The sequence below is a fragment of the Geminocystis sp. genome, from assembly GCF_041753295.1.
GTDB lineage: Bacteria > Cyanobacteriota > Cyanobacteriia > Cyanobacteriales > Cyanobacteriaceae > Geminocystis.
Map to the genome: position 1 here is coordinate 1 of NZ_JBGSUU010000036.1, position 24,525 is coordinate 24,525.

Below are 24,525 nucleotides of genomic sequence, written 5' to 3' on the forward strand. Positions count from 1 at the left end.
ATTTTGCTTCAATGACTAACATTATTTTATGGTACTTTTATTGCCATAAGATTATTTTAACATAAACTTTTGGATTTATGTGGACTCCCGACCGTCGAATTTTTTTTATTGATTGGTCAGCATTCATCCCGTCACCAAAACAATTCACTTTTTAAGTTTATGGTGAGGGCTTTCTCCTGACATTTTTAAGGTAACTATTCCTTGGTGGGCAATGCCCACCCTCTTGACGTACTTTACTTACCCACTATTAGCTAATATCTAATTTGTTGCGCGGTTTCAAAAAATACTCTGACACTTTCTTCTGATGTCCCGACTAATACTCCATGACCAAGATTCATAATATGTCCACTTTTACCCGCTTTTTTAACAGTATCATGAACTCTTTGTTTAATAAATTCTGGTGAGCCAAATAATACACCCGGATCAATATTCCCTTGAACTTTCATTTGTTTTCCAAGTCTTTGTCTAGCTTCTGCCATATCCACAGTCCAATCAACGCTAATAATATCAACCCCTGATTGTCCCATTCTTTCCAAAATTCCTGCACTACCGCTAATGTAAAGAATTAAAGGTGTATCTGGATGAGTTGCTTTAACTTGTTCTACTACTCTTTTTTGATAGGGTAATGCAAAAGTTTCATAGTCTTGAGGACTTAATTCTCCAGCCCATGAGTCAAATAATTGTACTATTTGAGCTCCACAATCAATTTGATAACGCACATAAACGGCGATCGCATCAGCAACTTTACCTAAGAATTTATGAAGAATATCAGGGCGAGAAAAAGCCATATTTTTAATAACAGCATAATTTTTAGAACTTTTCCCTTCAATGGCATAAGCAGCTAGAGTCCAAGGAGCTCCAACAAAACCTAAAACAGTGGATTTATTACCCACTTCCTGACGTAAAGTACCCAAAATAGTTTTAATAAATGGTAAAGATTCTTCAGGGTTTAAAGGATGTAATTTTTCAACTTGTTCTAAAGTACGAATAGGAGGATCAATAATAGGACCTTTACTTTCAATAATATCAAAAGGAATACCGATCCCAGGTAATGGAGTTAAAATATCAGAAAACATAATTACCCCGTCTGGTTGAAATGCACGCCAAGGCTGTAAAGAAATTTCAATGGCTAAATCAGCATTTTCAGATCTTTCTCTAAATCCGGGGTATTTATCTCTTAAGTCACGATAAACTTTCATATACCGCCCAGCTTGACGCATCATCCATACAGGAGGACGCTCTAATACTTCACCTCGGGCAACCCTTAATAAACAAGGTAATTCGCTCATTATAATTTTTTATTTTAAATTTAAGTGCATTTCATAGCTTATCACCACACTTATGCACTAACCAAAAAATGTAACGATGTGTGAACAAATTAGTTGGATTGGCAATAATTTTAAGTACTATTTCGTGATTACTACCTGAGCTTGAGAAGATTAAACCTCCTACCTGATACTTGAAAGTAGATAAAATACGCTAAAAATTCATCATAAAATTAGTTTTGAGAGTTTCTCTTTACGATAAAATATAAATACATTAAATCATCGGAGTATATAAAAAATGTTGACATTAAAAATTGTTGTAAATGTTGTTGTAGCGTCTTTTATCTTAGTATTTATTTTCGGTTTCTTATCTGGAGATCCTGCTCGTAACCCCGGAAGTAAAGACTTAGAATAATTTTTAGGAATTTTACTGATCATTAACCATTAACTGTAGTTATATTACTCTAGTTAATCTTTTTCTTAAGATTTTTTAAAATTTATCAATTGTGGGCAATGCCCACCCTATTTTTTTATAATTAATTGAAATATTAGATATTTTTTTATTTAATTAATTCTACTGCGTCTCTACCGTCAAAAGATTCTATATAAACCTTAACTTGCTCTTCTTTGGCTGTGGGTAATAATTTTCCTGTAAAATCAGGATGGATCGGTAATTGTCGATGACCTCGATCTACTAATACTACTAATTTGATAATTTCTGGCCTTCCATATTCTGTAACGGCATTTAAAGCAGCTCTAATGGTTCTACCTTTATAGATTACATCATCTACTAAAACAACAGTTTTACCCGTTAAGTCAAAAGGTATTTCTGTCCGTTCTGGTGTTCTAGTTTTAATTTTATCTAAATCATCTCGATAAAAGGTAATATCAATGGCCCCTACAGGCACTTTAACTTGTTCAATCACTTCAATTTGAGTAGCAATCATATTCGCTAAAGGCACACCTCTAGTATAAATTCCTAGTAAAACCACTTGAGATAAATCCGAGGCTTCTTCGACAATTTGAGATGCTAAACGAGTTAAAGTACGGCGAATTTCGTCAGCCGAAAGTATTTCAATAATTTGACTAGCCATGATTTTTAACCTCAAAAAATAGTTAGAAAGGAATTTAGAATTTATGATAGTTGACTTTTATTCTTCATTCCTGATTCTTTGATTATTTCACCGCCACTATAACAACGGTAATGTTGTCAGAACCCCCTCCATCTTTAGCATTTTGTACCAATAAACTCGCTGCTTCTTCTAAGTTTTCTGTTTCCCCTAGAGATTTACTAATGAGATCTGGTGCTACTTCTTCGGTTAAACCATCACTACACAATAAAAAGCGATCGCCGGGTAAAATTTCTGGTATTTGTTGAATATCAATACCTTCGTATAAATCTCTTCTGCCTAAACATTGAGATAAAACGTGTCGCCAAGGGTGATGTTTAGCATCTTCAACGGTAATTTCTCCGGCACGAATTGCTTGAGAGATCCATGTATGATCTAAGGTTATTTGTTCTAATTTTTCTCCGTGCAAATGATAAAGTCGAGAATCTCCCACATGAGCTCGCCAAGTTTCCCCATTTCTAAACATGATCATGACTAATGTTGTACCCATATCCGCCCTAGCAGGATGGTTACTTTGATCTTCTAAAATACCTTCATTAGCTTGATAAACAGCTTTTTCTAGTAAATCATAAGAGTCCACGGGAGCATCCCAATTAGCTTCTAAATACTCTTTAATTACATCTGTGGCAATTTTACTGGCTTCTTCTCCTCCAGCGTGTCCACCCATACCATCGGCTAAAATAAAAAATCTACCTTCAGGATCAATGTAATGATTATCTTGATTATAAGGTCTAACTAATCCGGGATCGGTTAAACCAGCAAATGCACATTTCATAAAGTTAATCTGATTATTATTGTAATAAATTACAGTTTACGGTCGAATTTACCTAATTGTTTAAGTAAACGAAACAACGAAAAAGCTGGAATGACACTGATAATAGCAACAACTATTGCTAATTGCCAAAGTCCGTTAACAACCAGTATAGTACTAGATAGAATTAAAGCACTCATAAATAAACTATAGTTAGTTGCCATTTGCATTCCTGCCATACGGCGTAATAATCGTTCCGACTCTAATGATCTTACCCTTAAACGGAGATCTCCCCGTTCTAATTTTTCTATTGTATCCTCTAATCGTCTTGGCAAACTCAAAGCGCTATTACTAACTTGTATTGCTTGACGACTAAATTCATCAAAAATTGATTTACCGACTCCATTATTATTAAAATCACTCATGATTTGTAAAGCAAAAGGTTGTGCTACCTCCATAAAATTAAAATCTGGATCTAATCCTTTCCCAACACCCTCAAGGGTAGAAAAAGCGCGCATCACAAAGGTGAAAGTAGCAGGAAAACGGAAGGGTTGATCATAAGCTATTTCGTACAAATCTTCACTAATTTTACTGATAGATTGCTCCTCAAAGGGTTTATCCATAAAATTATCTAGCATAAATTGTACCGATCTTCTAATAGGACCTGGATCATCCATTACCGCTAAAGCCTCTAAATCTATTAAAGCATTAACCACACGATCTGCATTTTTTTCTGTGACACCAAATAACATCTCGATTAGTTTTTCTTTGACATTACTTTTGAGTTGTCCCATCATACCAAAATCATAGAAAATTAATGCTCCATCACTTGCTACAGCCAAGTTACCCGGATGAGGATCAGCATGGAAAAAACCATCATTTAATAGCTGTTGTAAATAGGCTTTTGCTCCTAATTTGGCTAATACTTTTCGATCTAATCCTGCGGCTTCTAAGGCTTCATAGTGATTAATTTTAATTCCGGGCAGATATTCTAAAGTTAATACCCGAAAAGAAGTATAACGCCAATAAATTCTTGGTACTTTTACCCAATTAGCCGAACGAAAATTACGTCTAAAAGTATCCGCACTACGTCCTTCTTTTAAGTAGTCAGTTTCCTCCCATAAAATACGAGAGCATTCTTCATAAATGGCTAACCAATCCTTTCCTTTTCCCCAACGAGGATGATTTTGAAAATAACGAGTAATTTGTTTCAGAATAGCTAAATCAATGGTAAATAATTGCGGTAATCCGGGGCGTTGAATTTTGACAACTACTTCTTCCCCTGAGTTTAACTGTGCTTTATGAACTTGTCCTAAACTTGCGGCTGCTAAGGGTGTAGGATCAAAACTACGGAATAATTTATTTAAAGGTTTTCCTAAATCTTTTTCAATAATAGCTATAACTTGTTCAAAACTAAAAGCTGGAACTCGATCTTGTAACTTGGATAGTTCTCTAACATATTCTGCGGGAAAAATGTCCTCACGAGTAGAAAATAATTGACCTACTTTAATAAAAGTTGGCCCTAATTCTAATAAATTTTCTCGAATCCATGCCGCTTGAATTTGCCGACGTTGCGATCGCTTTTCATCAGTATAACCATTAGCGTAAGTCCATTTTTTGCTATTACGCCAAAGTTTGAAAATCAGAATCAAAACAAAAGTCCAAATATCGATACGACGACGAGCAGAGGAATAATTGTCTCGATTCCAACGATAACTTTTTTTCCCTGCTTCAGGTTTGTTTGAGATTACTAAAGAGTTACTAGATGGTAAATATTCTTTCGGATTGGGGTAAGCTGTTGACACTGGTGTTTTTATAGATTTGGTTTACTAAATGATTAGAGTTAGGAGTTAGGAGTTAGGAGATAGGAGTTAGGAGTTAGGAGATAGGAGTTAGGAGTTAGGAGATAGGAGTTAGGAGTTAGGAGATAGGAGTTAGGAGTTAGGAGTTAGGAGTTAGGAGTTAGGAGATAGGAGTTAGGAGATAGGAGTTAGGAATTAGGAGTTAGGAGTTAGGAGTTAGGAGTTAGGAGTTAGGAATTAGGAATTTACCTTTGCCCCTTACCCTTTGCTTTCTTACTATTTTTGGCGATAATTATTCAATTCTGCTTTTAAACGAGCAATTTCAGCCCTAAGTTCGTCTAATAATTCTTGTAAATCAACGCACTTATTAGCCGTTACCGTTATAGTGGTAGGGTTATCTACTCTTTGTTTTTCAGCTTGTGCCCTAGCTTTTACTTCTCTAGCAAATTCCTCTAGTCTGTGTTTAGTTTCTGCATCGAATTTACCAATATCACTCAGAATATTAGTTAAGCTATCTTCTAGTTTTTCGGTGACAACTTCGGCAAAGGCTTTACCAAAAATAAATACTTCTGTTAGTGGATTACTCATTTGCAATATTTCTTAACGCTTTTGTTACAAATTATATCTTTTATTTTCATAACACCGCTACGAATACTTTATAGATAGCTTAAATTTTTATAAGTATTAAACCATTTAGAGATGGCATATTTTAAATTAATAATAATAACTAACAATCTTCGTTGTCTGTTACCTGATACTCTTACCTGATACTTAAAACCTATTAAAACTTAATATGTGAATGAGTGCGTAATGTCAGTTAATAATCAAAATGAGGTAAAATTGAATGTTATAAAGAATCAGAAGTATATCATCGTTCCCCTAAAACTAAATCAATGTTTAAGCCATTATCAGATCTAGTAAAATCTTTTGGGAAAGACTCAGGCAATTTGTTGAAAAATCGTTACCAATTACTTAATCAAGTCGGTAGAGGATCTATGGGACAAGTGTATAAAGCCATAGATAAATCATCAAATAATACAACTATTGCCATTAAATTTTTATCCCAAGCACTCTTAGATGAAAGAATGCGCCGAAGATTTGAAACCGAAGCAAAAATAAGTGCTTTATTAGGAGAACAAAGTAATCATATTGTCAAGGTAAAAGATTATGGTTTAGACAATAATCAAGTTCCTTTTTATGTGATGGAATATTTAGAAGGAGATGATTTAGATCAATTAATCAAAAATAAAGCTATTTCTTTAAGTCGATTTTTATTTTTAATACGTCAAATTTGTTTAGGATTAGAATGCGCCCATAATGGTATTTTAGTTAACGGCGAATTAGCTCCTATTATTCATCGAGATATTAAACCTAGTAATATATTTTTAGCAAAAGATTCTGATAGTGAAGGAATTATTAAAATTTTAGATTTCGGTATTGCTCAAATTCATAATTCTGATCAAGGTACATTACAAAAAAGTTTTATGGGTACTCCCGAATATTGCTCTCCCGAACAAATGGCTGAAGACGAGTTACATCCAACTTCCGATATTTATAGTTTAGGTGTTTTGATGTACCGAATGTTAACCCAAAAAAATCCTATTGAAGCTGAGAATCGTACTTTTCAAGCATGGTATCGAGCACATCATGAAAATAACCCTAAACCTTTACCTAATTATTTACAGTTACCTAAAGATTTAGATACTTTAATTATGAGATGTTTGTCTAAATCTCCTAGCGATCGCCCTCAAAATATGGGTGAAATAATGAGAGTTATTTATCCTTTAGAAAGAGAATATAAAAGTCGTAAAACTTCGGAAACTATTTCTTTTAATGAGAGTAAAAAAAGTCACGAAACTTTGCCATTACAACAAATATATCTTCAAAGTAGTTGGCCTAGTGACAAACCTCAGAAAAAAATTGTTTTTCCTTGTTTAACAGATGCTCAAGAAGGTACTTTTTCTAGTTTATGGACAATGTTAGAATCTCAAGATATAAATGTTTTTGTACCTAAATCTACTCTTTGCTTTAATCATTTCATCTTTCAAGAATCTCCCCATCCAATGATTTTATGGGTTAATTTACTTTATTGTCGTGAATATGAACCTAAATGGCTACCTTGTTATTTAGATTTAAAAACAGAAATAGGTTATCAAATTACAATTAATTTATGTGCTAATAGTTTATATTATATTATCTTATTTGAACTAGATAAACCTAATCAATATCAGCAAATATTAACAGTTAAAATTAATGAAGAAAAAACTAAACAATTACAAAGTTTTTTAGTAAAAAGTGCTTCTTTTAAAGGAAAAAATCAGGCTGAAGTAAGTAAAATTGCACTGAAAAAACAATTTGAATCTATTAAAAATAATATCCTAAATTCTATTGATCGTTCTCATAAATAAGACATTAACTAAGTAGGCAAAATTAATTGTATCTTTATTTTATTAAAGGACAAAATTTACTATTTATTAGTTATTTTTATTAATTTTAAAGTCCACAATCCCTAAATGCTTTAATTGTTAATTGTTAATTATTAAATCTTAATTAGTAACAGTTAATTGAGGGTTTCCTAAATATTGCAAATAATTTATATGCTCTATTACCGCTTCTCCAATAGTGTCATAATTTACATAATCAATGTTGAATTCTTGGCAAGTTTCCTCAACTATACGATGAATAATAGGATAATGAATATGAGACATTCGAGGGAAAATATGATGCTCAATTTGAAAATTTAATCCCCCTAAATACCAAGTCAAAAACCAGTTATTAGTAGCAAAATTAGCGGTAGTTTTTACTTGATGTATTGCCCATTCATCTTGTAAATATTGATTTTGGGTGATAGGAAACTCATTTTTATTCATTATATGAGCAAGATTAAAGATAATAGAAAGATTAAATCCTACCATACCTAAAATTAAAAGATTAGCGATAATTACATGGGAAATAGGATGAAAAAAAGAAGGTAATATCAAGGCATAAAAAATATAAAAAGCCTTGAAAGAAAATAAAATAGTTAATCTTTTATATCCTAAATTTGGTAATTTATAATCCCCTATTTTACCAGTAATTAACTTTTGAAAATCAGACAAATAAATCCAATAAAATAGTAAAATTGCGTAAACAAAAACAAAATATAAATGCTGAAAACGATGCCAAGGCTTCCATTCTTGATGAGGATTTAATCTCAATAAAGATAGAGTTTCCATGTCCGCATCAATATTGTCAATATTCGTGTAAGTATGATGTAAAAAATTATGAGCTTGTTTCCATAATTCGCTACTGCCACCGACAAAATCCAATGATAATGATCCTAGTTTATTTAACCATGAATGGTTTGAGTAACTATTATGATTTGCGTCATGTTGAATATTAAAGCCGATCATGACATAAAATTGAGATAACAAAAAACCGATTAATAAAGCCACCCAAATATTATGGGTAAAAAACACCAGAGAAATATAACAAGTTATATATCCTGTGAAGATAATTCCTGATTTGAGAAATATTTGCCAATTACCATGATAGTGTAGATTTTCTTGGGCAAAATATTCGTCAACACGAAGTTTTAAAGTTTTATAAAAGCCCGTTTTTTGGGGAAATTTAGCAAGAGTCATTCGATAGATTAATGTTTATTGTATCAAAATAAGGGGGGTAACTACGGCTACCAATAAAAACCATAACATGATCTCGCCCTCATTGATTCAAAAAAAACCCTCAATAATTAAATTTATTGATGTTCAAAAACGTTACCATAATACATCAAATCTAAATCAACAAATAAAGAAATTGCTTCAAAACATCTTTGAGTTAATTCCCAACGATCTTCTCTTTGTAACATGATAATTAATTTTTGTCGCAAAGGAATCAAATAACGAACATCATTAGCTGCATAACTTAGTTGAGTGGGTGATAAACTATTAACATTACCCCAATCTGAACTTTGAGCCTTTTTATCTAATTCTATCCCTTCTAACTCTTGTACAAGGCTTTTTAAACCGTGACTGTTGGTATAAGTACGAGCAATCTTACTGGCGATTTTAGTGCAAAAAACCGATTTTGTTTCTACATTAAAAGTATATTGAAATTGAGCTACATCAAAACGGGCATAATGAAAAATTTTGGTAATAGCAGAGGATTCTAATAGTTTAGTTAAATTTGGTGCAGATGTTTGTCCTTTATCGATGCGAATAGCGGTAACAAAACCTTTAGGGTCACATATTTGTACTAAACAGAGGCGATCGCGCTGAGGTACTAAACCCATAGTTTCGGTATCTATCGCTAAACATTCGGCTTGGAGATACTGATTAAAAACATTATCGGGTAAATCCCTTTCACAAACTAAGAAATTATCTAATGACATTTATAAAACTGATAATGAATAATAAAAAAAAATATGTTAACAGTATGGACGTAGTAGGCTACGTCTCTAGTAACTGTAAACTTAATCTTCTTGATGACGAGGATAAATTTGTTCAGCTTCAGGACAATCATCAGACACAAGTATTTCACTATAGCCACGAGGTACAGAAGCCAATTTGCGACTAATAGCGCCAATGCTTTCTAAGCGGACAAATTCTTCCCAAGAACTATTTTCGTAATCTTCTTCCATTTCATAACGAATGGAAACTATATCACCTTCAATGGCGATAATTTGAGCATCTTCAATCCAACGTTGTTGATCTCGCAGGAAAACAGATACATCACAACCTTCTTTATACATCTGATAAATTTTACGGTCTAACATAAACTTCTCCTTACACTGCTAAAGATCAAAATAATTTTTAGAATAATTGTAATGGTAAAACTTCTCAAAGCAAGTTTTTTTTTTAAGTAAGAGTGAATAAGAATGTTCATTTTAACTAATTTCTAGGATTTAAGTTAATCAAAAACCTTGAAATATGTAGATAAAAAAGCCATGAAGATAAACTTTGGATGCCCATAGTTAAAATTGAAGATTAAGCAAATAATAATAAGCTGATTAGACTATCCTAACATTTTATCTTCACAGATATTCGTTTGATATTTTTCAATAATTTGCAAAGTATAATCATGAACTGAGGTTGTTTGTTCTAGCATAGCAAAATGTCCACATTCTTCAAGACAATAAACATTTTCTTGGTCATGATCAAATAGATGATGAAAACTAGCTAAGTGTTTAACATATTGAGCTTCCATAATTTTATCTTGTTTTCCTGCAATAAAATAAACAGGTTGAGCTAAACGGGCGACAATTTGTGGCAAATAATGAACTTCTGACTCTGTAGTAGATTCTAACAACGAACCAATGGCGGCTTTTTCGTCGGCGTATAAAAAATCTTTTAGTCGTTGTTTACCCCATTTAATTTGTAAAGGTTTTTTAACCATCATCCTAGCAAAAATTAAATCAAAAAATGGTATATTTAGAAACCATTGAGGGCGAAACTTAACTAAATTTTCTCCAGCTTTACGGAAACGCTCAAATTCTTCTTTAAGATAAATTCCGCCTCCTGCATTGACGCAAATAACACCTTCAACAATGTTATTACAAATATCCGCACCCCATAAAGCAATACTACCTCCTAAAGAATGTCCTATTAACCACGCTTTTTTGATATTTAATGTAGTTAATAATTCTTGTAAATCTAAAGCGTAACTGTGTAAGTTAAAAGATAAATTATTATCCGTTAAACACAAGGGTAATTTAGATTCACCAAAACCTTTTAAATCGTAAGTTAAACAAGAATATTTTTGTTTTAATTCGTTAATTAATGGAGTCCAATATTGATAACTTAATAGCCATCCGTGAATAAAAACCAATACAGGTTGCGATGAATCAGAAGATTTTGCTTCGGTAAATTGGTAATAATGTTCTACACCACGAATATTAATTTTTGTCATTGATTCGTTTATCCTCTTTGACTAGCCTATAGAAGTAAAATATTGATTCACTTTGTTTTAATATAGCTCAAAATGAACACTTAAAAAATTTTTTTTGTGATCAATTAATAGTTGAAATTTAACGAAGAATCTTAATTATTAACACTTATTTGCATCAAAAATTTTTCTCCTATTTGTAAATGAGTACCGTTAATAAAATTCCATGCAGATTGTTGTTTTTTACCTGCTAATTGTACTTCTAATATTAACAATAAACCTGAACCAGTTTGCACAACAAAACCAAAATTTTTAATGGTTTTAACTATTTCTCCCACATCTCCTGAAAAACTTTCAATATCTTGTAAAAATGACGATAACTTGCTTAAATTTGAGGGTAAATTTAGCTTATTTATTTCTGTTAACGGAATACTTTGAATGATTTTTAAATTTTGTTCTCGAAAATTAGTTATACAATGAGGATAAAATGCCCTAATTTGATTATGAATTTGTAAAGCAGATTTACTCCAATCAAGAGAATAATCTTCTTTGTTAATTAAACGAGCATAACTAACTAATTCTTCCTTTTGAGGAATGGATTTTAGTTCATTTTTTGCTAATTTTGTTAAAGTTTCTAATAATAAATTTCCCCCTTGTAAAGCTAATTTTTCTGATAATTCTTCCACATTCATTAATAAATCAATAGGGGTATAGGCTTTAAGTAACATATCTCCTGTATCCATACCTTCATCCATCAACATGGTTGTTACTCCCGTTTCGATTTTTCCGTCATAAATACTCCATTGAATAGGTGCTGCACCTCGATATTCTGGTAAAATTGAACCATGAACGTTAATACAGCCTAATTTGGGCATATTTAGGATTTTATGGGATAAAATTTGTCCATAAGCTACAACTACAAATGCGTCACTATGACTTTTATGTAATAACTCTAACGTCTCTTTGTCTTTTTTGATTCTCGTAGGTTGCCAGACAGGTAAATTATGTTTCAATGCTAACTCTTTTACAGGAGAAGCAATCATTTTATTTCCTCTACCTCGTCTTTTGTCTGGTTGCGTAACAACAGCAACAACTTCATGGGAAGAATCTTGAAGTAATTTTTCTAACGTAGTAACAGCAAATTCAGGCGTACCAAAAAAAACAATCCGCATTTTAGCTAATTAATAATCAATAATTAAGGCAAAAAATTTTACCCTTTATATCTAACAATAATGGACAATTAACAAAAAACCATGAATAATTAATAATTAATCATCCTTTATTGCTTGTTTTTCTATGGTTTCTGTTTCTGTTTTAATTGAAAAGGCGATCGCCAATCAAGTAGTCAGTTTTCCTACTGACACATTACCAGCTTTAGCCGTCAAACCAAATTATAGTCAATTAATTTTTGAGTTAAAACAACGTAGTTACGAAAAACCCTTAATTTTAATGACTAGCAGTATAGAAGAAATCTGGCAATATGTCAAAGGTACATCAGAAGAATTAAAAATGTGGCAAAATATGGCAAACAAATATTTACCCGGTGGTTTAACTATGGTTTTACCTGCTTCTTCTTTAATTCCAGTAACCATGAATCCTCTCAATCCTAATAGTATAGGGGTTCGTGTACCTGCTAATGCCATCGCTCAAGAAATTCTTAAAAAAACAGGTGGATTAGCTACCACTAGCGCTAATTTATCAGGGGAAGAAGCCTTAACAAAGATGTCAGAAATTGCCAAAAAATTCCCTTCAGTTTATGTTTTAGATGATGATAATCAACCAAATTCTAAAGTAGCCTCTACCGTTATAAAATGGACTGGTAATAATTGGCAAACCTTACGACAAGGAAACATAAAAATTGACAATTGATATATGTCAGAAATTTAATTAATTGTGAAACAAAATCAACCAGAATTATCGTTATTAATACCTTGTTATAATGAAGGAGAAAATTTAGATAAACTTTTTTCTAGCTTACAATCAGTTTTAAATCCCCTCAATTTAGATTATGAAATAGTCTGCATTAATGATGGTAGTAAAGATGATACTCTTCAGCTTTTGATTGACTATCATCATGGAGATAATCGCATCAAAGTTATTAACTTATCTCGTAACTTTGGTAAAGAAATTGCCATGAGTGCAGGATTAGATTATACCACAGGAAAAGCCGTTATTCCCATTGATGCTGACTTACAAGATCCACCAGAGTTAATTATTGAGTTGATGAAAAAATGGCAGGAAGGTTATGACATGGTTTATGCCGTCAGAAAATCTCGTCAAGGAGAATCATGGTTAAAACAAAAAACTGCGGATTATTTTTATAGTTTTATTGGCAAAATTAGTATAATTCCTATTCCTGCCAATACAGGAGATTATCGTTTATTAGATGAAAAAGTTGTCAAAGCCTTAAGACAATTACCTGAAAAAAATCGCTTCATGAAAGGTTTATTTTCTTGGGTTGGTTATCGACAAACCGCTATCTATTTTGAAAGGTTGCCTCGTTATGGAGGAAAAAGTAGTTTTAACTACTGGAAATTGTGGAATTTTGCTTTAGATGGTATCACTTCTTTTAGTTCAATTCCTCTTAAAATTTGGAGTTATTTCGGTTTATTTATCTCTTTAATTTCATTATTTTATGGCTTATTTTTACTCTTAAAAACTCTAATTTTCGGTATTGATTTACCCGGTTATGCTTCCACCATTGTCGCTATTTTATTTTTAGGTGGTATTCAATTAATTACTTTAGGTGTCATTGGTGAGTATATCGCTAGAATTTATGAAGAAGTTAAAAGAAGACCATTATATCTTATTAGAGAAACCTACGGTTTTAAACAAGACAAGACACAAAAAGATTAATAATAACAATACATAAAATATTAAACCTTTGATAAATAATTTATTAGTTAAACCATCTTTAAGCTATTCTTAATCTAATCTTAATATTAAAGTATTTTAAAACACATTAAATTTAATAAATTAGCATAACTGTCATAGTTGAGAAAAACTAAAAAAAATTTATCATTAAATTGGTTTAAATAATGGCAAATTGTTTTAGAATTTAAGCTGTAAATAGTTTGTTATAGTAATCGATAAAATGACTGATTTTAACATTAGAAGACGAGATTTTTTATACGGTTTAGCAGGTTTATCAGGTAGTGTCATCGCCAGTCAACTGCCTTTTGAATCAGCATCCGCTCAAGCCATGAGAATTAATGGTGCAGGAGCGAGTTTTCCTGCCCCTTTATTTCAAAGATGGTTTGTAGAATATAATAAAATCAACAAAAATACCCAAGTTAACTATCAATCCGTTGGTAGTGGTGCAGGTATCAAGCAATTTATCGGAAATACCGTTGATTTTGGTGCTAGTGATGTAGCCATGAAAGATGATGAAATTGCTAAAGTTTCTAGGGGAGTAGTACTTTTACCCGTCACCGCTGGAAGTGTGGTTTTAGCTTTTAATAATAAAGATGTCACTACTGTTAAATTAACTCGTCAACAATTAGCGGATATTTTCTTAGGTAAAATTAAAGATTGGAAACAATTAGGATCTCCTAAAAGTAAGCCTATCAGAGTTATTTACCGTTCCGATGGTTCTGGTACTACTGGAGTATTTACAAAACATTTAGCCGCTATTAATTCTGAGTGGAAAAGTAAAGTAGGAGAAGGTACTACAGTTCAATGGCCTACTGGTATCGGTGCAAAAGGTAATGAAGGTGTTACTGCTAGTATTATACAAACTGATGGGGCCATTGGCTATATTGAATATGGTTTTGCCAAGAAAAATGGATTAAAAACTGCTCAATTACAAAATAAAGCAGGTAAATTTGTCCCTGCAAGTCCTCAAAATGCGGCAGTATCTCTATCTCAAATCCAGTTACCAGCTAACTTACGGGCTTTTGCTCCCGATCCTAGTGGCGATCGCTCTTATCCGATTGTGTCTTTTAGTTGGATTTTAGCCTATAAAAAATATCCTGACGCTAAAAAAGCTCAATCCTTAAAACAAGTACTAACTTGGGCAGTAAGTAAAACAGGAGGGCAAAAATTTAGTGGTGATTTAGGTTATATTCCCTTACCAGACAACGTAATCCAGAAAGTAACTGCGGCGATTAATACCATTAGTTAATAAGGAATTAGAAATTAGGAATTAAGAATACTGAGTGTTAAAATGAGCATCAATTATTGATTATTTTAAAGATGATTTTTGCTCATTTATTCGGATTCTTATTTACCAATGCACCATCACCATCTTTACCCATAATTCCATGGGAAGAAGCATCTGTTTTTCAAATACCGACTGATCCTGATCCTCAAGTACAAGTTATAGTAGATGAGTATTTACAAATTCTTGCCCGTCAAGGTTTATCTACAGAAAAACAAGGAATTTGGATTCAGTCAGATTGGGCAATTTTAGCTGATAATCAAGGAAAAATACCCGCTCCTGCCGCTTCTTTAACCAAAATCGCCACAACTATCGCTTCTTTAGATAAATGGGGCTTAAATCATCGTTTTTCTACTAAAATTTATCGCCAAGGGGAAATTAATAACGGCATATTACAAGGTAATTTAATCGTAGAATACGGTGGAGATCCTTTATTTGTCTGGGAAGAAGCCATTGTATTAGGAAATAAATTACAACAATTAGGCATAAATAAAATAGAAGGTAACTTAATCGTTGTCGGTAATTGGCAAATGAATTATGAAGAAAATCCTCTCAAATCAGGAGAGTTACTAAAACAGGCTTTAAATGAGAAAAAATGGTCAGGGATCATTAAAAAACAATATGAAGCCATGAAAAATAAGCCCTTACCTCCCAATATACAAATAGAAGGTATCGTAGCAAAAACAGATCGAGTACCGAATAATACTTCATTGTTATTAACTCATCAATCCTTAACTTTAAGGGAAATATTGCGATCAATGAACGTTTATAGTAATAATAAAATAGCCGAATCTTTAGCTCAACAAATGGGAGGAGGTGCAAAAGTTGCTAATATAGCCTCAAAGATTGCTAATGTATCACCTGAAGAAATTTTACTTCATAACGGCTCTGGTTTAGGAGTTGATAATCGTATTTCACCTCGTGCGGTGTGTCGAATGTTGATGAGTTTAGAAACTACATTACAAAATACTGATATTAATATAGGTGACTTATTTCCCGTGGCCGGGGTAGATAAAAAAGGCACAGTAGAATATCGAAATATCCCTTTAGGTATTCCTCTTAAAACAGGTACTTTATCTGTCGTAAGCGCTCTTGCAGGAGTCATTTCTACCTCCCAAAGAAATCATGTTTATTTTGCTGTTATTAACTACGGGAGTGATATTGAAGATTTGAGAAAAAAACAAGATGTTTTACTCGGTAACTTAGAGCAACATTGGAGATTTAAACCTCTTTTACCAACAAAATCTATTAATATTTCTTTCGGTGATATTCAAAGAAATTAAGAGTTAAAAACTAATTATCACAAGGTTTTAAAGTAAAAAGATTTAACATTTGTTCAGATTCTTGATACTCAGAAAATCGGATAGATTTGAGTTCTTTTTCTCCTAAAATAATGGAATAATTAAACAGTTGATAAACACTCAATAAATTAGGATAACTAGGAGATATTTTTTCCCACCGAGTTTCACCATTAAAAATTAATCCTGAATCAAGTTTTAAGCCAATTTCTTCTTCTAAACCACGATAAGCCCCTTGTAAAGAATTTTCATTATTTTTAAGTTTTTCTGTAATAGTGAATAATTCTCTTTTTCTTTCTATTCCTGTAAAAAATATTTGTTTATCTTCTACTAATTGAAAATAATTATTTCCTAGTTTAAACTTTACGACAATAGAGCTAACTTTTAATGATCTAACTAATTTATGATCGATAATTTCTAAACTAGATTCTTCTTCTTCTTTAATTTCTATAAATAATTGCTCAAGAGTTTTATTTCCTTGTAAATGAGTCCAATTACTGGTATCAACACCATAAATTGATAATAAATTTGCTAATTCATCAACAGTATTATAATTATCAATGATCATACCTGAATAGGGTGGGCAATGCCCACCTTAAATTTATTTAGGTTAGGTTAGTAGCTTAATTTAAAATTTGAAGGCGAATAGGTGCGACTCCGCTTGATCTTACCCCAATTAATGACGCAGCACCAGCAGATAAATCAATAATACGACCACGAGTATAAGGGCCACGATCATTGATTCTTACTACAACAGAACGACCATTATATAAATTCGTAACTTGAACTTTTGTACCGAAAGGAAGACTACGATGAGCGGCGGTTAAATCGTTTTGATTAAATCTTTCACCACTAGCAGTGCGACGGCCATGAAAACCAGGACCATACCAAGAAGCAATACCTTGAGCAGCTTGGCGAAGATTTTTAACTCCCATTAAATTAGCCATTTTACTTTCGACTTTAAGTACAGGTTTGCCTTTTACTTCTTTCAAAGGTGCAGCATTTCCCATTAATCTTCGTAATCTATTTGTTGCTTGTAAAGCGTCATGGGTTGCGTTTCTCGTTTTGTCAGGTAGTCTGATATTTTTATTCATTCTGACTAATTCTTCTTCCTGATATTTAAGAGAATAATCTTTAGTTTCAGGATTCCAAGTGACGATGATTTGGTTAGCATCGACGGATTGTTGAGATAATTGATCAAGACGTATAGCTAATTTAGTAGCGCTTTCTACAGCATTTTGATCATAGGTATCAAGAAAAGTTAAAAGGGGAATATTTTGAAAAGAGAGAGTTATAGCACTAACATTTTTAATTTGATGCTGATAAAGTTTGACGGTAAGAAAGTCTTGGGTAGGGTTAACAGAATTTCTTGCAATTACATTATTTACTGATGATAATGCACTTTGACCTTGTGGGGGGTAATTATCTGCTTTTACGGTAGGAGAGAATAATAATCCAGTGAATCCTAATCCTACAATCGTTGTTAAAGCCGACATTACAGCTTTTTTCCAAGTGTTGTTACGCATAATTTTTCTAGTAATTTAAGACGAAAAACCTTATATAATAAGTAATTCGATATTTTACTCCTCGTAAGTTTAAGTATTTTTGCTTGTGAACTTAAACTAAGTTAACATAAGGTTCTTCTTTCGCAAATCAATATTTCTTATACAATAATTAATGTAGTATTTTTTTCTCCTTATGTCTATTGACAAATTGTTAAATTATGGTCATAATTATAAGTTTATAATTTTTTAATAATTGCATTTATGTTTTAAAAAACTAATCATTTAAGAGTAAAATAGTGTCATTTAAAGAAATTAAAATAGTGATAAAACCCTATGGTTGATGGGTAATTAATATTGTGACTAAAAAAAAGATAATTTTAATAATACCTTAATAGTAATTCTTCATTAGTTAGAAGTGTTCTTCTCTTATATACTTACTAATCAAGGGAAAAACCTTTAAAAGATAAATTATTATCCTCTCACAAGGAAGGTTTTAGTTACATAAATTTTACTCGGAGAAAATCAAAAATAATGATATGATTTTGCCAGAAAAACTATCAAGAATAGCTGGGTAAATTGTATAAGAAAATTTGATCAGTTTAGCAATTAAAATTAAGTATATCAGAAAAAATTATCTAAAATAGTAAGAAAATATGGATTATAAACAGGCTGGAGTTGACGTTGAAGCGGGTAGAGAATTTGTCAAAAAAATTACTGATAGTGTTGCTAGTACTTATCGTCAAGGAGTTTTAGGCGGTTTAGGAGGTTTTGGGGGTTGTTTTGAGTTACCTCAAGGTTATCAACAACCAGTATTGGTTTCGGGTACTGATGGCGTTGGTACAAAGTTGAAAATTGCCCATGAATTAAATCAACATGATACTGTAGGTATTGATTTAGTGGCAATGTGCGTTAATGATATTCTCACTTCAGGGGCAGAACCTTTGTTCTTTTTAGATTATTTGGCTACAGGTAAATTAGATAGTAGTCAATTAGCAAAAGTTATCAATGGTATTGTTACGGGTTGTAAAGAAAGTGGTTGCGCTTTATTAGGAGGAGAAACCGCAGAAATGCCCGGTTTTTATCAACAAGGGGAGTATGATTTGGCTGGTTTTTGCGTGGGAGTGGTAGAAAAAAGCAAAATTCTTGACGGTAATAACATTCAATTAGGAGATGTGGCGATCGCCTTACCCAGTAGTGGAATTCACAGTAACGGATTTTCTTTAGTCAGAAAAATTATTGAAACCGCAGGATTGAGTTGGCAAGATAAACCCTTAGAATTAGAAGGAAAAACTTTAGGAGAAGTTTGTTTAACACCGACTCAAATTTATGTCAAACCAGTTTTAGCCGCCATTGAATCAGGATTAGCCATAAAAGCAATGGCACATATAACGGGAGGAGGCATACCTGAAAACTTACCTCGTTGTTTACCCAAAGATAAATCTATAGAAGTAAATCTCCATAGTTGGACAATTCCGCCCATTTTTCAATGGTTAGCAAAAACAGGTAATGTTAATCAAGAAGCAATGTTAAATACATTTAATTTAGGGGTGGGTTTTGTTGTGATAGTAGAAGAAAAAATAGCAGATTCTGTCATCAAACACTTTGGAAAATATGTCCTAGACGCTAAAGTAATTGGTAAAGTAATCAAGGGAGATCAAAATATCAAATTTTGTTGAGTTTGATCATTGACAGTAAACTTTTAATAGTTATGAGGAAAAAGTAGTGACTGAGTTGGAAATTTCAGGGGAAAAAAGTGAAGTAAAACCGCTTAAAATCCTGAGTAGTAAAGAACAAATTAACTTAACCAAAAAAGGAAAAATTGTCATCATCAGTTTACCTCCTCTTAATAAAACTGAAGCAAATCAATGGCAAAGAATCCTTGACGATTTTAAAACTCGATTACAAAAGATAGATACATCTTGGCAACTGGGTACAAAAGTTCATTTACAAAGTAATGATCGATTATTAGATACTAGACAAATTAGTGAGTTAAAGACTATTTTTGAGCAAGTTGGTTTAACCCTTGATTTAATTATTACTCGACGCAGACAAACCGCCGTAGCAGCTTCTACCGCAGGTTATTCCGTCAGACAAGAAACTTTAACCTCCACATTAATAGGAGAAAACGAAACAGAACAAAATCAAGATTTAGCAGAACCTTTGTACTTAAAAACTACCATTCGCTCAGGGGTAGAAATTTACCATCCTAGTACTGTTGTTGTATTTGGAGATGTTAACCCGGGGGCGACAATTATTGCCAAAGGAGATGTATTTATTTGGGGGACATTAAGAGGTATTGCCCATGCAGGAGCTATGGGTAATCGTGCCGCCTTGATTATGGCTTTAAGATTAGAACCTACTCAGTTAAGAATAGCAGAGCTAGTGGCAAGAGCTCCCGATAATCCTCACGATCATAACATGGCGGAAGTTGCTTATATTAGCTCCGAAGGAATTAAAATTTATTCCGCTTTTAACTTTAATCGTCATCATGATTTTATTTCTGCAAAAAATTATTGGCTGAAACTTTAATTTTTATTTTAAATAAGAGACTGATGTACAATTAGTTTTGCTTAGTTCGTTTATTTATATTTATATTCTCACAATCCTTATTTATGAGTAGAGTTATTGTTATTACATCAGGAAAAGGTGGTGTCGGTAAAACTACCATTACAGCTAATTTAGGCACAGCAGTTGCCCAATTAGGTAAAAAAGTATGTTTAATTGATGCGGATTTTGGTTTAAGAAATTTAGATTTATTGTTAGGATTAGAACAACGAGTTGTTTACACTATTATTGATGCGTTATCAGGAGAATGTACTTTAGAAAAAGCCATTGTTAAAGATAAAAGAACACCCGGACTACATTTATTACCAGCGGCTCAAAATCGTACTAAAGATGCCATTACTCCCGAACAAATGAAAGAAGTTATTGAGCAATTAAGTCCTAATTTTGATTATATTTTTGTAGATTGCCCTGCGGGGATTGAAATGGGTTTTCGTAATGCCATTGTAGCCGCTCAAGAAGCGTTAATTGTTACGACTCCTGAAGTAGCAGCCGTTAGAGATGCAGATCGAGTAGTGGGGTTGTTAGAAAGCGAAAATATGAAAAGTATTCGTTTAATTGTCAATCGTTTACGCCCAGAAATGGTACAAATGGATGAGATGATTAGTGTCGAAGACATTATGGATTTATTAGTAATACCGTTAATAGGCATTGTACCTGATGATAAAAGAATTATCACTTCTTCTAATCGTGGCGAACCTTTAGTGTTAAGTGAAGAAGAATCTTTACCCGGTATGGCTATTAAAAATATTGCTCAAAGACTTGATGGGGTTGAAGTTCCTTATCTTGATTTGATGGCTAGTCAAGATACTCTATTTACTAGAATACGTCGTTTTTTCGGTTTTTCTGGTAAATAAAATCTATTTATTTTTAACTCACACTAAATCATCCATCAAACTATGTTTAAAGATATTATTGGGACAATTAATTCTTGGACTGGAGCAAAAAAAAGTCGTTATCGAGCTAAAAATCGCTTACAGTTAGTTCTAGCGCATGATCGAGCAGGTGTCAATCCCGAACTTATCCAGAAAATGCGTCAAGAAATCATCGAAGTAGTTAGCCGTTATCTCGATATTGACGTAGAAGAAATGGAATTTTCCATACAAAGTAATGATCGTATCACTTCTTTAAGTGCTAATTTACCCATCAAAAAAATTAAAAGAGGTAATACTAAAGAAACTTGATCTCTTAATTTCAAAAAATCAATTTTTAGATTGTTTCTTAATTGTTAACTCCTAATTGCTCAATGTCGATCATAATGGGAAAATAGGAACATATCATGACTGTTAGATTTATGGATAATTTACAACTTTGGCAACGCTATCAAGATTGGCTTTATTATCATCAAGGTTTAGAAATTTATGTTGATGTTAGTCGCATGGGTTTTGACGATGATTTTTATCTCTCCATGCAACCCAAATTTTCCTCCGCCTTTGATTCCGTGGCTAAGTTAGAAGAAGGTGCGATCGCAAATCCTGATGAAAAACGCATGGTAGGACATTATTGGTTAAGAAATCCTGACATTGCACCTCATAGCGAAATTAAACAAGAAATCATTGACGGTTTAACACAAATCAAAGAATTTGCCCAAAAAATCCATTCAGGCACAATAACAACCCCTCAAGGAGAAAAATTTACAGATTTACTCTCTATAGGTATCGGAGGCTCTGCTTTAGGCCCTCAATTTGTCCATCAGGCTTTAGCATCTATTGACTCTAACTTAAAGATACACTTTATTGACAACACAGATCCTGCAGGAATTGATCAAGTTTTAGCCAAATTAGGTAACAAATTAAAAACCACCCTTGCCTTAGTGATTAGTAAATCAGGAGGCACACCAGAAACTCGTAATGGTATGGTGGAGATAAAACAAGCCTATCAACAAAAAGGTTTAGATTTTTCTGGTTATGCTTGTGCTATCACTATGATGGATGACAGTAGCAAACTTTATCAGGTGGTGAAAGAAGAAAATTGGTTAGGTTGTTTTCCCATGTTTGACTGGGTAGGAGGGCGAACTTCCGTATTATCCGCCGTAGGTTTATTACCAGCTTTATTAGAAGGCATCGATATTGACGGGATGTTACTTGGTGCAAAAGAAATGGATATTGCCACCAGAGAAACCGATGTGAAAAAAAATCCAGCCGCTTTACTCGCTTTATCTTGGTATTATGCAGGAAAAGGGAAAGGAGAAAAAGACATGGTAGTATTACCTTATAAAGATAGTCTTTCTTTATTTAGTCGTTACTTGCAACAATTAGTAATGGAATCTTTAGGCAAAGAAAAAGACTTAGATGGCAACATAGTTTATCAAGGTATCGCTGTTTATGGTAACAAAGGATCAACAGATCAACACGCCTATGTACAACAATTACGGGAAGGAATACCTAACTTTTTTGCTACCTTTATTGAAGTCTTAAAGGATAGAGAAGGAAAATCCCTTGAATTAGAAACAGATATTACCGCAGGTGACTACCTTTCAGGCTTATTGCAAGGCACTCGAAAAGCCTTATATGATAACGGTAGAGATTCTATTACTATTACGGTTAATGAAGTTACCCCCAAAATTGTAGGTGCTTTAATTGCTTTATATGAAAGAGCAGTAAGTATTTATGCTTATCTTGTGAATATTAATGCCTATCATCAACCGGGAGTTGAAGCTGGTAAAAAAGCCGCCGCATCAGTTTTGAATTTACAAACAGAGATATTCAATTTAGTTAAAAATAGCACTAATTCTTTAACTATTAGTGACATTGCTCATCAATTAGGTAAAACAGACGAAATTGAATCAATTTACAAAATTTTAAGGCATTTATCCGCAAATAATCGAGGATTAATCTTAGAAGGAGATAAAAAACTTCCTAGTGAATTAAAAGTCACACGTTATTAAGTTGAGGAGACAGGAGATAAAAGGAAACGGGGAGTTAGGAGATAAAAGGAAACGGGGAGATAGGAGATAAAAGGAAACGGGGAGATAGGAGATAGAAAGAATTTTGAATAGTGTCTAAACTCATTATTTAAAACCTAAAACCTAAAACCCTAATCCTTATCCTAATCCTTATAGCTGACACCTGCTAACTTTTTCAAGGAATACTTTATCAAAAACAGAAGTAACATAGCCAAAACTTTTAATTAACTAGGACTCTTAAACTATTATTAATAACAAGGTTTTTTGCATTTTACTCAGGTTATTATGACTACTTTTTTTAGAAGATAAATGAATCAAACAAAACAAATTATCATTAGCTTAATAATAGGATTTTGGCTTATTGTAATAGCATTATTTTCTATTCAAAATATTGAGTTAATTAGTTTAAAATTTTTCTTTTTTGAATCAATAAAAATTCCCCTAGGTGTTTTACTCTCGTTTATTCTGGCTTTTGGTTTTATAATAGGAGCAATTATTCCCCTATTTTTTAGTAATAATAAATCGAAAAAAAATAAACCTAAATTTAATCAAAGTAAAAGACAAAATCAAAAATTTAACCGAGAATTAGAAGAAGAAAAAGATCCCTTATTTGATTGGGATTAAATAAAATTTAACTATATTTATTATTGAAATTATTTCTTTTCAAAAGGTAAAGGTTTAAGAATATAATCTAAAGGATAATATATTAAAGGAGTCCATAAACTGCTAATTATTGCGGAAGTTAAAGAATTTTTTTGATAATTTAACCATATATCAATTAAAGGTATTTGAGTTTGAATACTATATTGTAAAGCGATAATTGTCTCATTCATAATTGCCATAGCGAAAACGATTAAAGTTAAGGAAATAACATCTTCTTTAACATACTTATTTTTATAAACATTGCTAGTAAATAAACTAACTATTATTAAACCTAAAATATGGGAAGGAAAAAAGCCCGTTAAACTATCCCATATCAATCCTAAACAAATAGCTGCTACAATACTTTGCCATAAATTGCGTTTAACACTCCAAATTACTAACCACATTAATAACCAATTTGGCGTTATACCAATTAACTCTAAGCCTGAAATTCTTACTAATAATAATAAACAACAAATAATTAAGGAAAAAACAATTAAAAATAGACGTAACCAATCTTTATTTTTACTACTTATATCTAGTCTTTTTAACATAAATTTATTAATAACATTAATTTGTAATTAAGGCTTTATCCTATTCTTTTCAAAGTAATAAATCGACATTAATAGCACTTTATCAGCTTC

The 24,525-nt window shown here is 32.3% G+C and carries 25 protein-coding genes; 12 read left to right on the forward strand and 13 right to left on the reverse strand.

Features of this window, described 5'->3' with window-relative positions; genetic code table 11:
* Positions 1-251: 251 nt before the first annotated feature.
* Positions 252-1,289: a uroporphyrinogen decarboxylase gene (gene hemE, locus ACEW8E_RS02670; protein WP_373478793.1), complete on the reverse strand. Its 1,038-nt coding sequence runs from the start codon at positions 1,287-1,289 to the stop codon at positions 252-254.
* Between the two features lie 274 nt (positions 1,290-1,563).
* Here hemE and ACEW8E_RS02675 point away from each other — a divergent pair, with 274 nt between their 5' ends.
* On the forward strand, positions 1,564-1,680 hold the full coding sequence (locus ACEW8E_RS02675; RefSeq protein WP_373478794.1) for a photosystem II reaction center protein I: 117 nt from the start codon (positions 1,564-1,566) through the stop codon (positions 1,678-1,680).
* 145 nt (positions 1,681-1,825) lie between these two features.
* Here the strand turns inward: ACEW8E_RS02675 and pyrR are convergent, their stop codons facing one another.
* The 4 genes from pyrR to ACEW8E_RS02695 form a co-directional block, all read right to left on the reverse strand.
* A complete protein-coding gene (gene pyrR, locus ACEW8E_RS02680; protein ID WP_373478795.1) occupies positions 1,826-2,359 on the reverse strand; it encodes a bifunctional pyr operon transcriptional regulator/uracil phosphoribosyltransferase PyrR in 534 nt (177 codons plus the stop codon).
* A gap of 82 nt (positions 2,360-2,441) precedes the next feature.
* Positions 2,442-3,170 (reverse strand): PP2C family serine/threonine-protein phosphatase, encoded by a 729-nt coding sequence (locus tag ACEW8E_RS02685; protein ID WP_373478796.1) that lies wholly within the window; start codon positions 3,168-3,170, stop codon positions 2,442-2,444.
* 29 nt (positions 3,171-3,199) lie between these two features.
* Positions 3,200-4,894, reverse strand: a complete 1,695-nt coding sequence (locus tag ACEW8E_RS02690) for an ABC1 kinase family protein (RefSeq protein ID WP_373478959.1) — start codon at positions 4,892-4,894, stop codon at positions 3,200-3,202.
* 330 nt (positions 4,895-5,224) lie between these two features.
* A complete protein-coding gene (locus ACEW8E_RS02695; RefSeq protein ID WP_373478797.1) occupies positions 5,225-5,536 on the reverse strand; it encodes a DUF6825 family protein in 312 nt (103 codons plus the stop codon).
* 305 nt (positions 5,537-5,841) lie between these two features.
* Here ACEW8E_RS02695 and ACEW8E_RS02700 point away from each other — a divergent pair, with 305 nt between their 5' ends.
* A complete protein-coding gene (locus ACEW8E_RS02700) occupies positions 5,842-7,356 on the forward strand; it encodes a serine/threonine-protein kinase (protein WP_373478798.1) in 1,515 nt (504 codons plus the stop codon).
* Positions 7,357-7,494: 138 nt separating this feature from the next.
* Here ACEW8E_RS02700 and ACEW8E_RS02705 read toward each other — a convergent pair whose 3' ends face one another.
* The 5 genes from ACEW8E_RS02705 to fmt form a co-directional block, all read right to left on the reverse strand.
* On the reverse strand, positions 7,495-8,571 hold the full coding sequence (locus ACEW8E_RS02705) for a fatty acid desaturase (protein ID WP_373478799.1): 1,077 nt from the start codon (positions 8,569-8,571) through the stop codon (positions 7,495-7,497).
* Positions 8,572-8,684: 113 nt separating this feature from the next.
* Complete coding sequence (locus tag ACEW8E_RS02710; RefSeq protein WP_373478800.1) at positions 8,685-9,317, reverse strand: ribonuclease H-like domain-containing protein; 633 nt, start codon at positions 9,315-9,317, stop codon at positions 8,685-8,687.
* Positions 9,318-9,398: 81 nt separating this feature from the next.
* Positions 9,399-9,701 carry a DUF6679 family protein gene (locus tag ACEW8E_RS02715; RefSeq protein ID WP_373478801.1) on the reverse strand — a complete coding sequence of 101 codons (303 nt, stop codon included), beginning with the start codon at positions 9,699-9,701 and terminating at the stop codon, positions 9,399-9,401.
* A 239-nt stretch (positions 9,702-9,940) separates the two neighbouring features.
* Positions 9,941-10,834: an alpha/beta fold hydrolase gene (locus ACEW8E_RS02720; RefSeq protein WP_373478802.1), complete on the reverse strand. Its 894-nt coding sequence runs from the start codon at positions 10,832-10,834 to the stop codon at positions 9,941-9,943.
* A 131-nt stretch (positions 10,835-10,965) separates the two neighbouring features.
* Positions 10,966-11,982, reverse strand: coding sequence for a methionyl-tRNA formyltransferase (gene fmt / locus ACEW8E_RS02725; protein ID WP_373478803.1), 1,017 nt, complete (start codon positions 11,980-11,982; stop codon positions 10,966-10,968).
* A 124-nt stretch (positions 11,983-12,106) separates the two neighbouring features.
* Here fmt and ACEW8E_RS02730 point away from each other — a divergent pair, with 124 nt between their 5' ends.
* From ACEW8E_RS02730 to ACEW8E_RS02745, 4 genes are all read left to right on the forward strand, one after another.
* On the forward strand, positions 12,107-12,679 hold the full coding sequence (locus ACEW8E_RS02730; RefSeq protein ID WP_373478804.1) for an L-threonylcarbamoyladenylate synthase: 573 nt from the start codon (positions 12,107-12,109) through the stop codon (positions 12,677-12,679).
* A 21-nt stretch (positions 12,680-12,700) separates the two neighbouring features.
* A complete protein-coding gene (locus ACEW8E_RS02735; protein ID WP_373478960.1) occupies positions 12,701-13,666 on the forward strand; it encodes a glycosyltransferase family 2 protein in 966 nt (321 codons plus the stop codon).
* Between the two features lie 238 nt (positions 13,667-13,904).
* Positions 13,905-14,933, forward strand: coding sequence for a phosphate ABC transporter substrate-binding protein PstS (gene pstS, locus ACEW8E_RS02740; protein ID WP_373478805.1), 1,029 nt, complete (start codon positions 13,905-13,907; stop codon positions 14,931-14,933).
* Between the two features lie 71 nt (positions 14,934-15,004).
* A complete protein-coding gene (locus ACEW8E_RS02745) occupies positions 15,005-16,252 on the forward strand; it encodes a D-alanyl-D-alanine carboxypeptidase (RefSeq protein ID WP_373478806.1) in 1,248 nt (415 codons plus the stop codon).
* Positions 16,253-16,262: 10 nt separating this feature from the next.
* On the opposite strand, the gene ACEW8E_RS02750 is transcribed toward ACEW8E_RS02745, so the two are convergent.
* The gene (locus ACEW8E_RS02750) at positions 16,263-16,835 is read right to left on the reverse strand and encodes a hypothetical protein (RefSeq protein ID WP_373478807.1); all 573 of its coding nucleotides are present in this window, start codon (positions 16,833-16,835) and stop codon (positions 16,263-16,265) included.
* 55 nt (positions 16,836-16,890) lie between these two features.
* Entirely contained in the window at positions 16,891-17,793 is a 903-nt protein-coding gene (locus ACEW8E_RS02755) for a septal ring lytic transglycosylase RlpA family protein (RefSeq protein ID WP_373478808.1), read from the reverse strand.
* Between the two features lie 632 nt (positions 17,794-18,425).
* Between ACEW8E_RS02755 and purM the strand changes: the two genes are divergently transcribed.
* The 6 genes from purM (at position 18,426) to ACEW8E_RS02785 (ending at position 23,863) form a co-directional block, all read left to right on the forward strand.
* Positions 18,426-19,448, forward strand: coding sequence for a phosphoribosylformylglycinamidine cyclo-ligase (gene purM / locus ACEW8E_RS02760; protein WP_373478809.1), 1,023 nt, complete (start codon positions 18,426-18,428; stop codon positions 19,446-19,448).
* Positions 19,449-19,494: 46 nt separating this feature from the next.
* The gene (minC, locus tag ACEW8E_RS02765; RefSeq protein WP_373478810.1) at positions 19,495-20,301 is read left to right on the forward strand and encodes a septum site-determining protein MinC; all 807 of its coding nucleotides are present in this window, start codon (positions 19,495-19,497) and stop codon (positions 20,299-20,301) included.
* Positions 20,302-20,384: 83 nt separating this feature from the next.
* Positions 20,385-21,191: a septum site-determining protein MinD gene (gene minD, locus ACEW8E_RS02770; protein WP_373478811.1), complete on the forward strand. Its 807-nt coding sequence runs from the start codon at positions 20,385-20,387 to the stop codon at positions 21,189-21,191.
* A 42-nt stretch (positions 21,192-21,233) separates the two neighbouring features.
* Complete coding sequence (gene minE / locus ACEW8E_RS02775; protein WP_373478812.1) at positions 21,234-21,518, forward strand: cell division topological specificity factor MinE; 285 nt, start codon at positions 21,234-21,236, stop codon at positions 21,516-21,518.
* 110 nt (positions 21,519-21,628) lie between these two features.
* Complete coding sequence (locus tag ACEW8E_RS02780) at positions 21,629-23,221, forward strand: glucose-6-phosphate isomerase (RefSeq protein WP_373478961.1); 1,593 nt, start codon at positions 21,629-21,631, stop codon at positions 23,219-23,221.
* A gap of 327 nt (positions 23,222-23,548) precedes the next feature.
* Positions 23,549-23,863, forward strand: a complete 315-nt coding sequence (locus ACEW8E_RS02785; protein ID WP_373478813.1) for a lipopolysaccharide assembly protein LapA domain-containing protein — start codon at positions 23,549-23,551, stop codon at positions 23,861-23,863.
* A 29-nt stretch (positions 23,864-23,892) separates the two neighbouring features.
* On the opposite strand, the gene mreD is transcribed toward ACEW8E_RS02785, so the two are convergent.
* A complete protein-coding gene (mreD, locus tag ACEW8E_RS02790; protein WP_373478814.1) occupies positions 23,893-24,435 on the reverse strand; it encodes a rod shape-determining protein MreD in 543 nt (180 codons plus the stop codon).
* Between the last annotated feature and the right edge of the window lie 90 nt (positions 24,436-24,525).

Excerpts from the sequence above, each read along its gene's own strand:
- hemE (WP_373478793.1), bottom strand. The coding sequence starts at position 1,289 with ATGAGCGAATTACCTTGTTTATTAAGGGTTGCCCGAGGTGAAGTATTA.
- ACEW8E_RS02675 (WP_373478794.1), top strand. The coding sequence starts at position 1,564 with ATGTTGACATTAAAAATTGTTGTAAATGTTGTTGTAGCGTCTTTTATC.
- pyrR (WP_373478795.1), bottom strand. The coding sequence starts at position 2,359 with ATGGCTAGTCAAATTATTGAAATACTTTCGGCTGACGAAATTCGCCGT.
- ACEW8E_RS02685 (WP_373478796.1), bottom strand. The coding sequence starts at position 3,170 with ATGAAATGTGCATTTGCTGGTTTAACCGATCCCGGATTAGTTAGACCT.
- ACEW8E_RS02695 (WP_373478797.1), bottom strand. The coding sequence starts at position 5,536 with ATGAGTAATCCACTAACAGAAGTATTTATTTTTGGTAAAGCCTTTGCC.
- ACEW8E_RS02700 (WP_373478798.1), top strand. The coding sequence starts at position 5,842 with ATGTTTAAGCCATTATCAGATCTAGTAAAATCTTTTGGGAAAGACTCA.
- ACEW8E_RS02705 (WP_373478799.1), bottom strand. The coding sequence starts at position 8,571 with ATGACTCTTGCTAAATTTCCCCAAAAAACGGGCTTTTATAAAACTTTA.
- ACEW8E_RS02710 (WP_373478800.1), bottom strand. The coding sequence starts at position 9,317 with ATGTCATTAGATAATTTCTTAGTTTGTGAAAGGGATTTACCCGATAAT.
- ACEW8E_RS02715 (WP_373478801.1), bottom strand. The coding sequence starts at position 9,701 with ATGTTAGACCGTAAAATTTATCAGATGTATAAAGAAGGTTGTGATGTA.
- ACEW8E_RS02720 (WP_373478802.1), bottom strand. The coding sequence starts at position 10,834 with ATGACAAAAATTAATATTCGTGGTGTAGAACATTATTACCAATTTACC.
- fmt (WP_373478803.1), bottom strand. The coding sequence starts at position 11,982 with ATGCGGATTGTTTTTTTTGGTACGCCTGAATTTGCTGTTACTACGTTA.
- ACEW8E_RS02730 (WP_373478804.1), top strand. The coding sequence starts at position 12,107 with ATGGTTTCTGTTTCTGTTTTAATTGAAAAGGCGATCGCCAATCAAGTA.
- pstS (WP_373478805.1), top strand. The coding sequence starts at position 13,905 with ATGACTGATTTTAACATTAGAAGACGAGATTTTTTATACGGTTTAGCA.
- ACEW8E_RS02745 (WP_373478806.1), top strand. The coding sequence starts at position 15,005 with ATGATTTTTGCTCATTTATTCGGATTCTTATTTACCAATGCACCATCA.
- ACEW8E_RS02750 (WP_373478807.1), bottom strand. The coding sequence starts at position 16,835 with ATGATCATTGATAATTATAATACTGTTGATGAATTAGCAAATTTATTA.
- ACEW8E_RS02755 (WP_373478808.1), bottom strand. The coding sequence starts at position 17,793 with ATGCGTAACAACACTTGGAAAAAAGCTGTAATGTCGGCTTTAACAACG.
- purM (WP_373478809.1), top strand. The coding sequence starts at position 18,426 with ATGGATTATAAACAGGCTGGAGTTGACGTTGAAGCGGGTAGAGAATTT.
- minD (WP_373478811.1), top strand. The coding sequence starts at position 20,385 with ATGAGTAGAGTTATTGTTATTACATCAGGAAAAGGTGGTGTCGGTAAA.
- minE (WP_373478812.1), top strand. The coding sequence starts at position 21,234 with ATGTTTAAAGATATTATTGGGACAATTAATTCTTGGACTGGAGCAAAA.
- ACEW8E_RS02780 (WP_373478961.1), top strand. The coding sequence starts at position 21,629 with ATGGATAATTTACAACTTTGGCAACGCTATCAAGATTGGCTTTATTAT.
- ACEW8E_RS02785 (WP_373478813.1), top strand. The coding sequence starts at position 23,549 with ATGAATCAAACAAAACAAATTATCATTAGCTTAATAATAGGATTTTGG.
- mreD (WP_373478814.1), bottom strand. The coding sequence starts at position 24,435 with ATGTTAAAAAGACTAGATATAAGTAGTAAAAATAAAGATTGGTTACGT.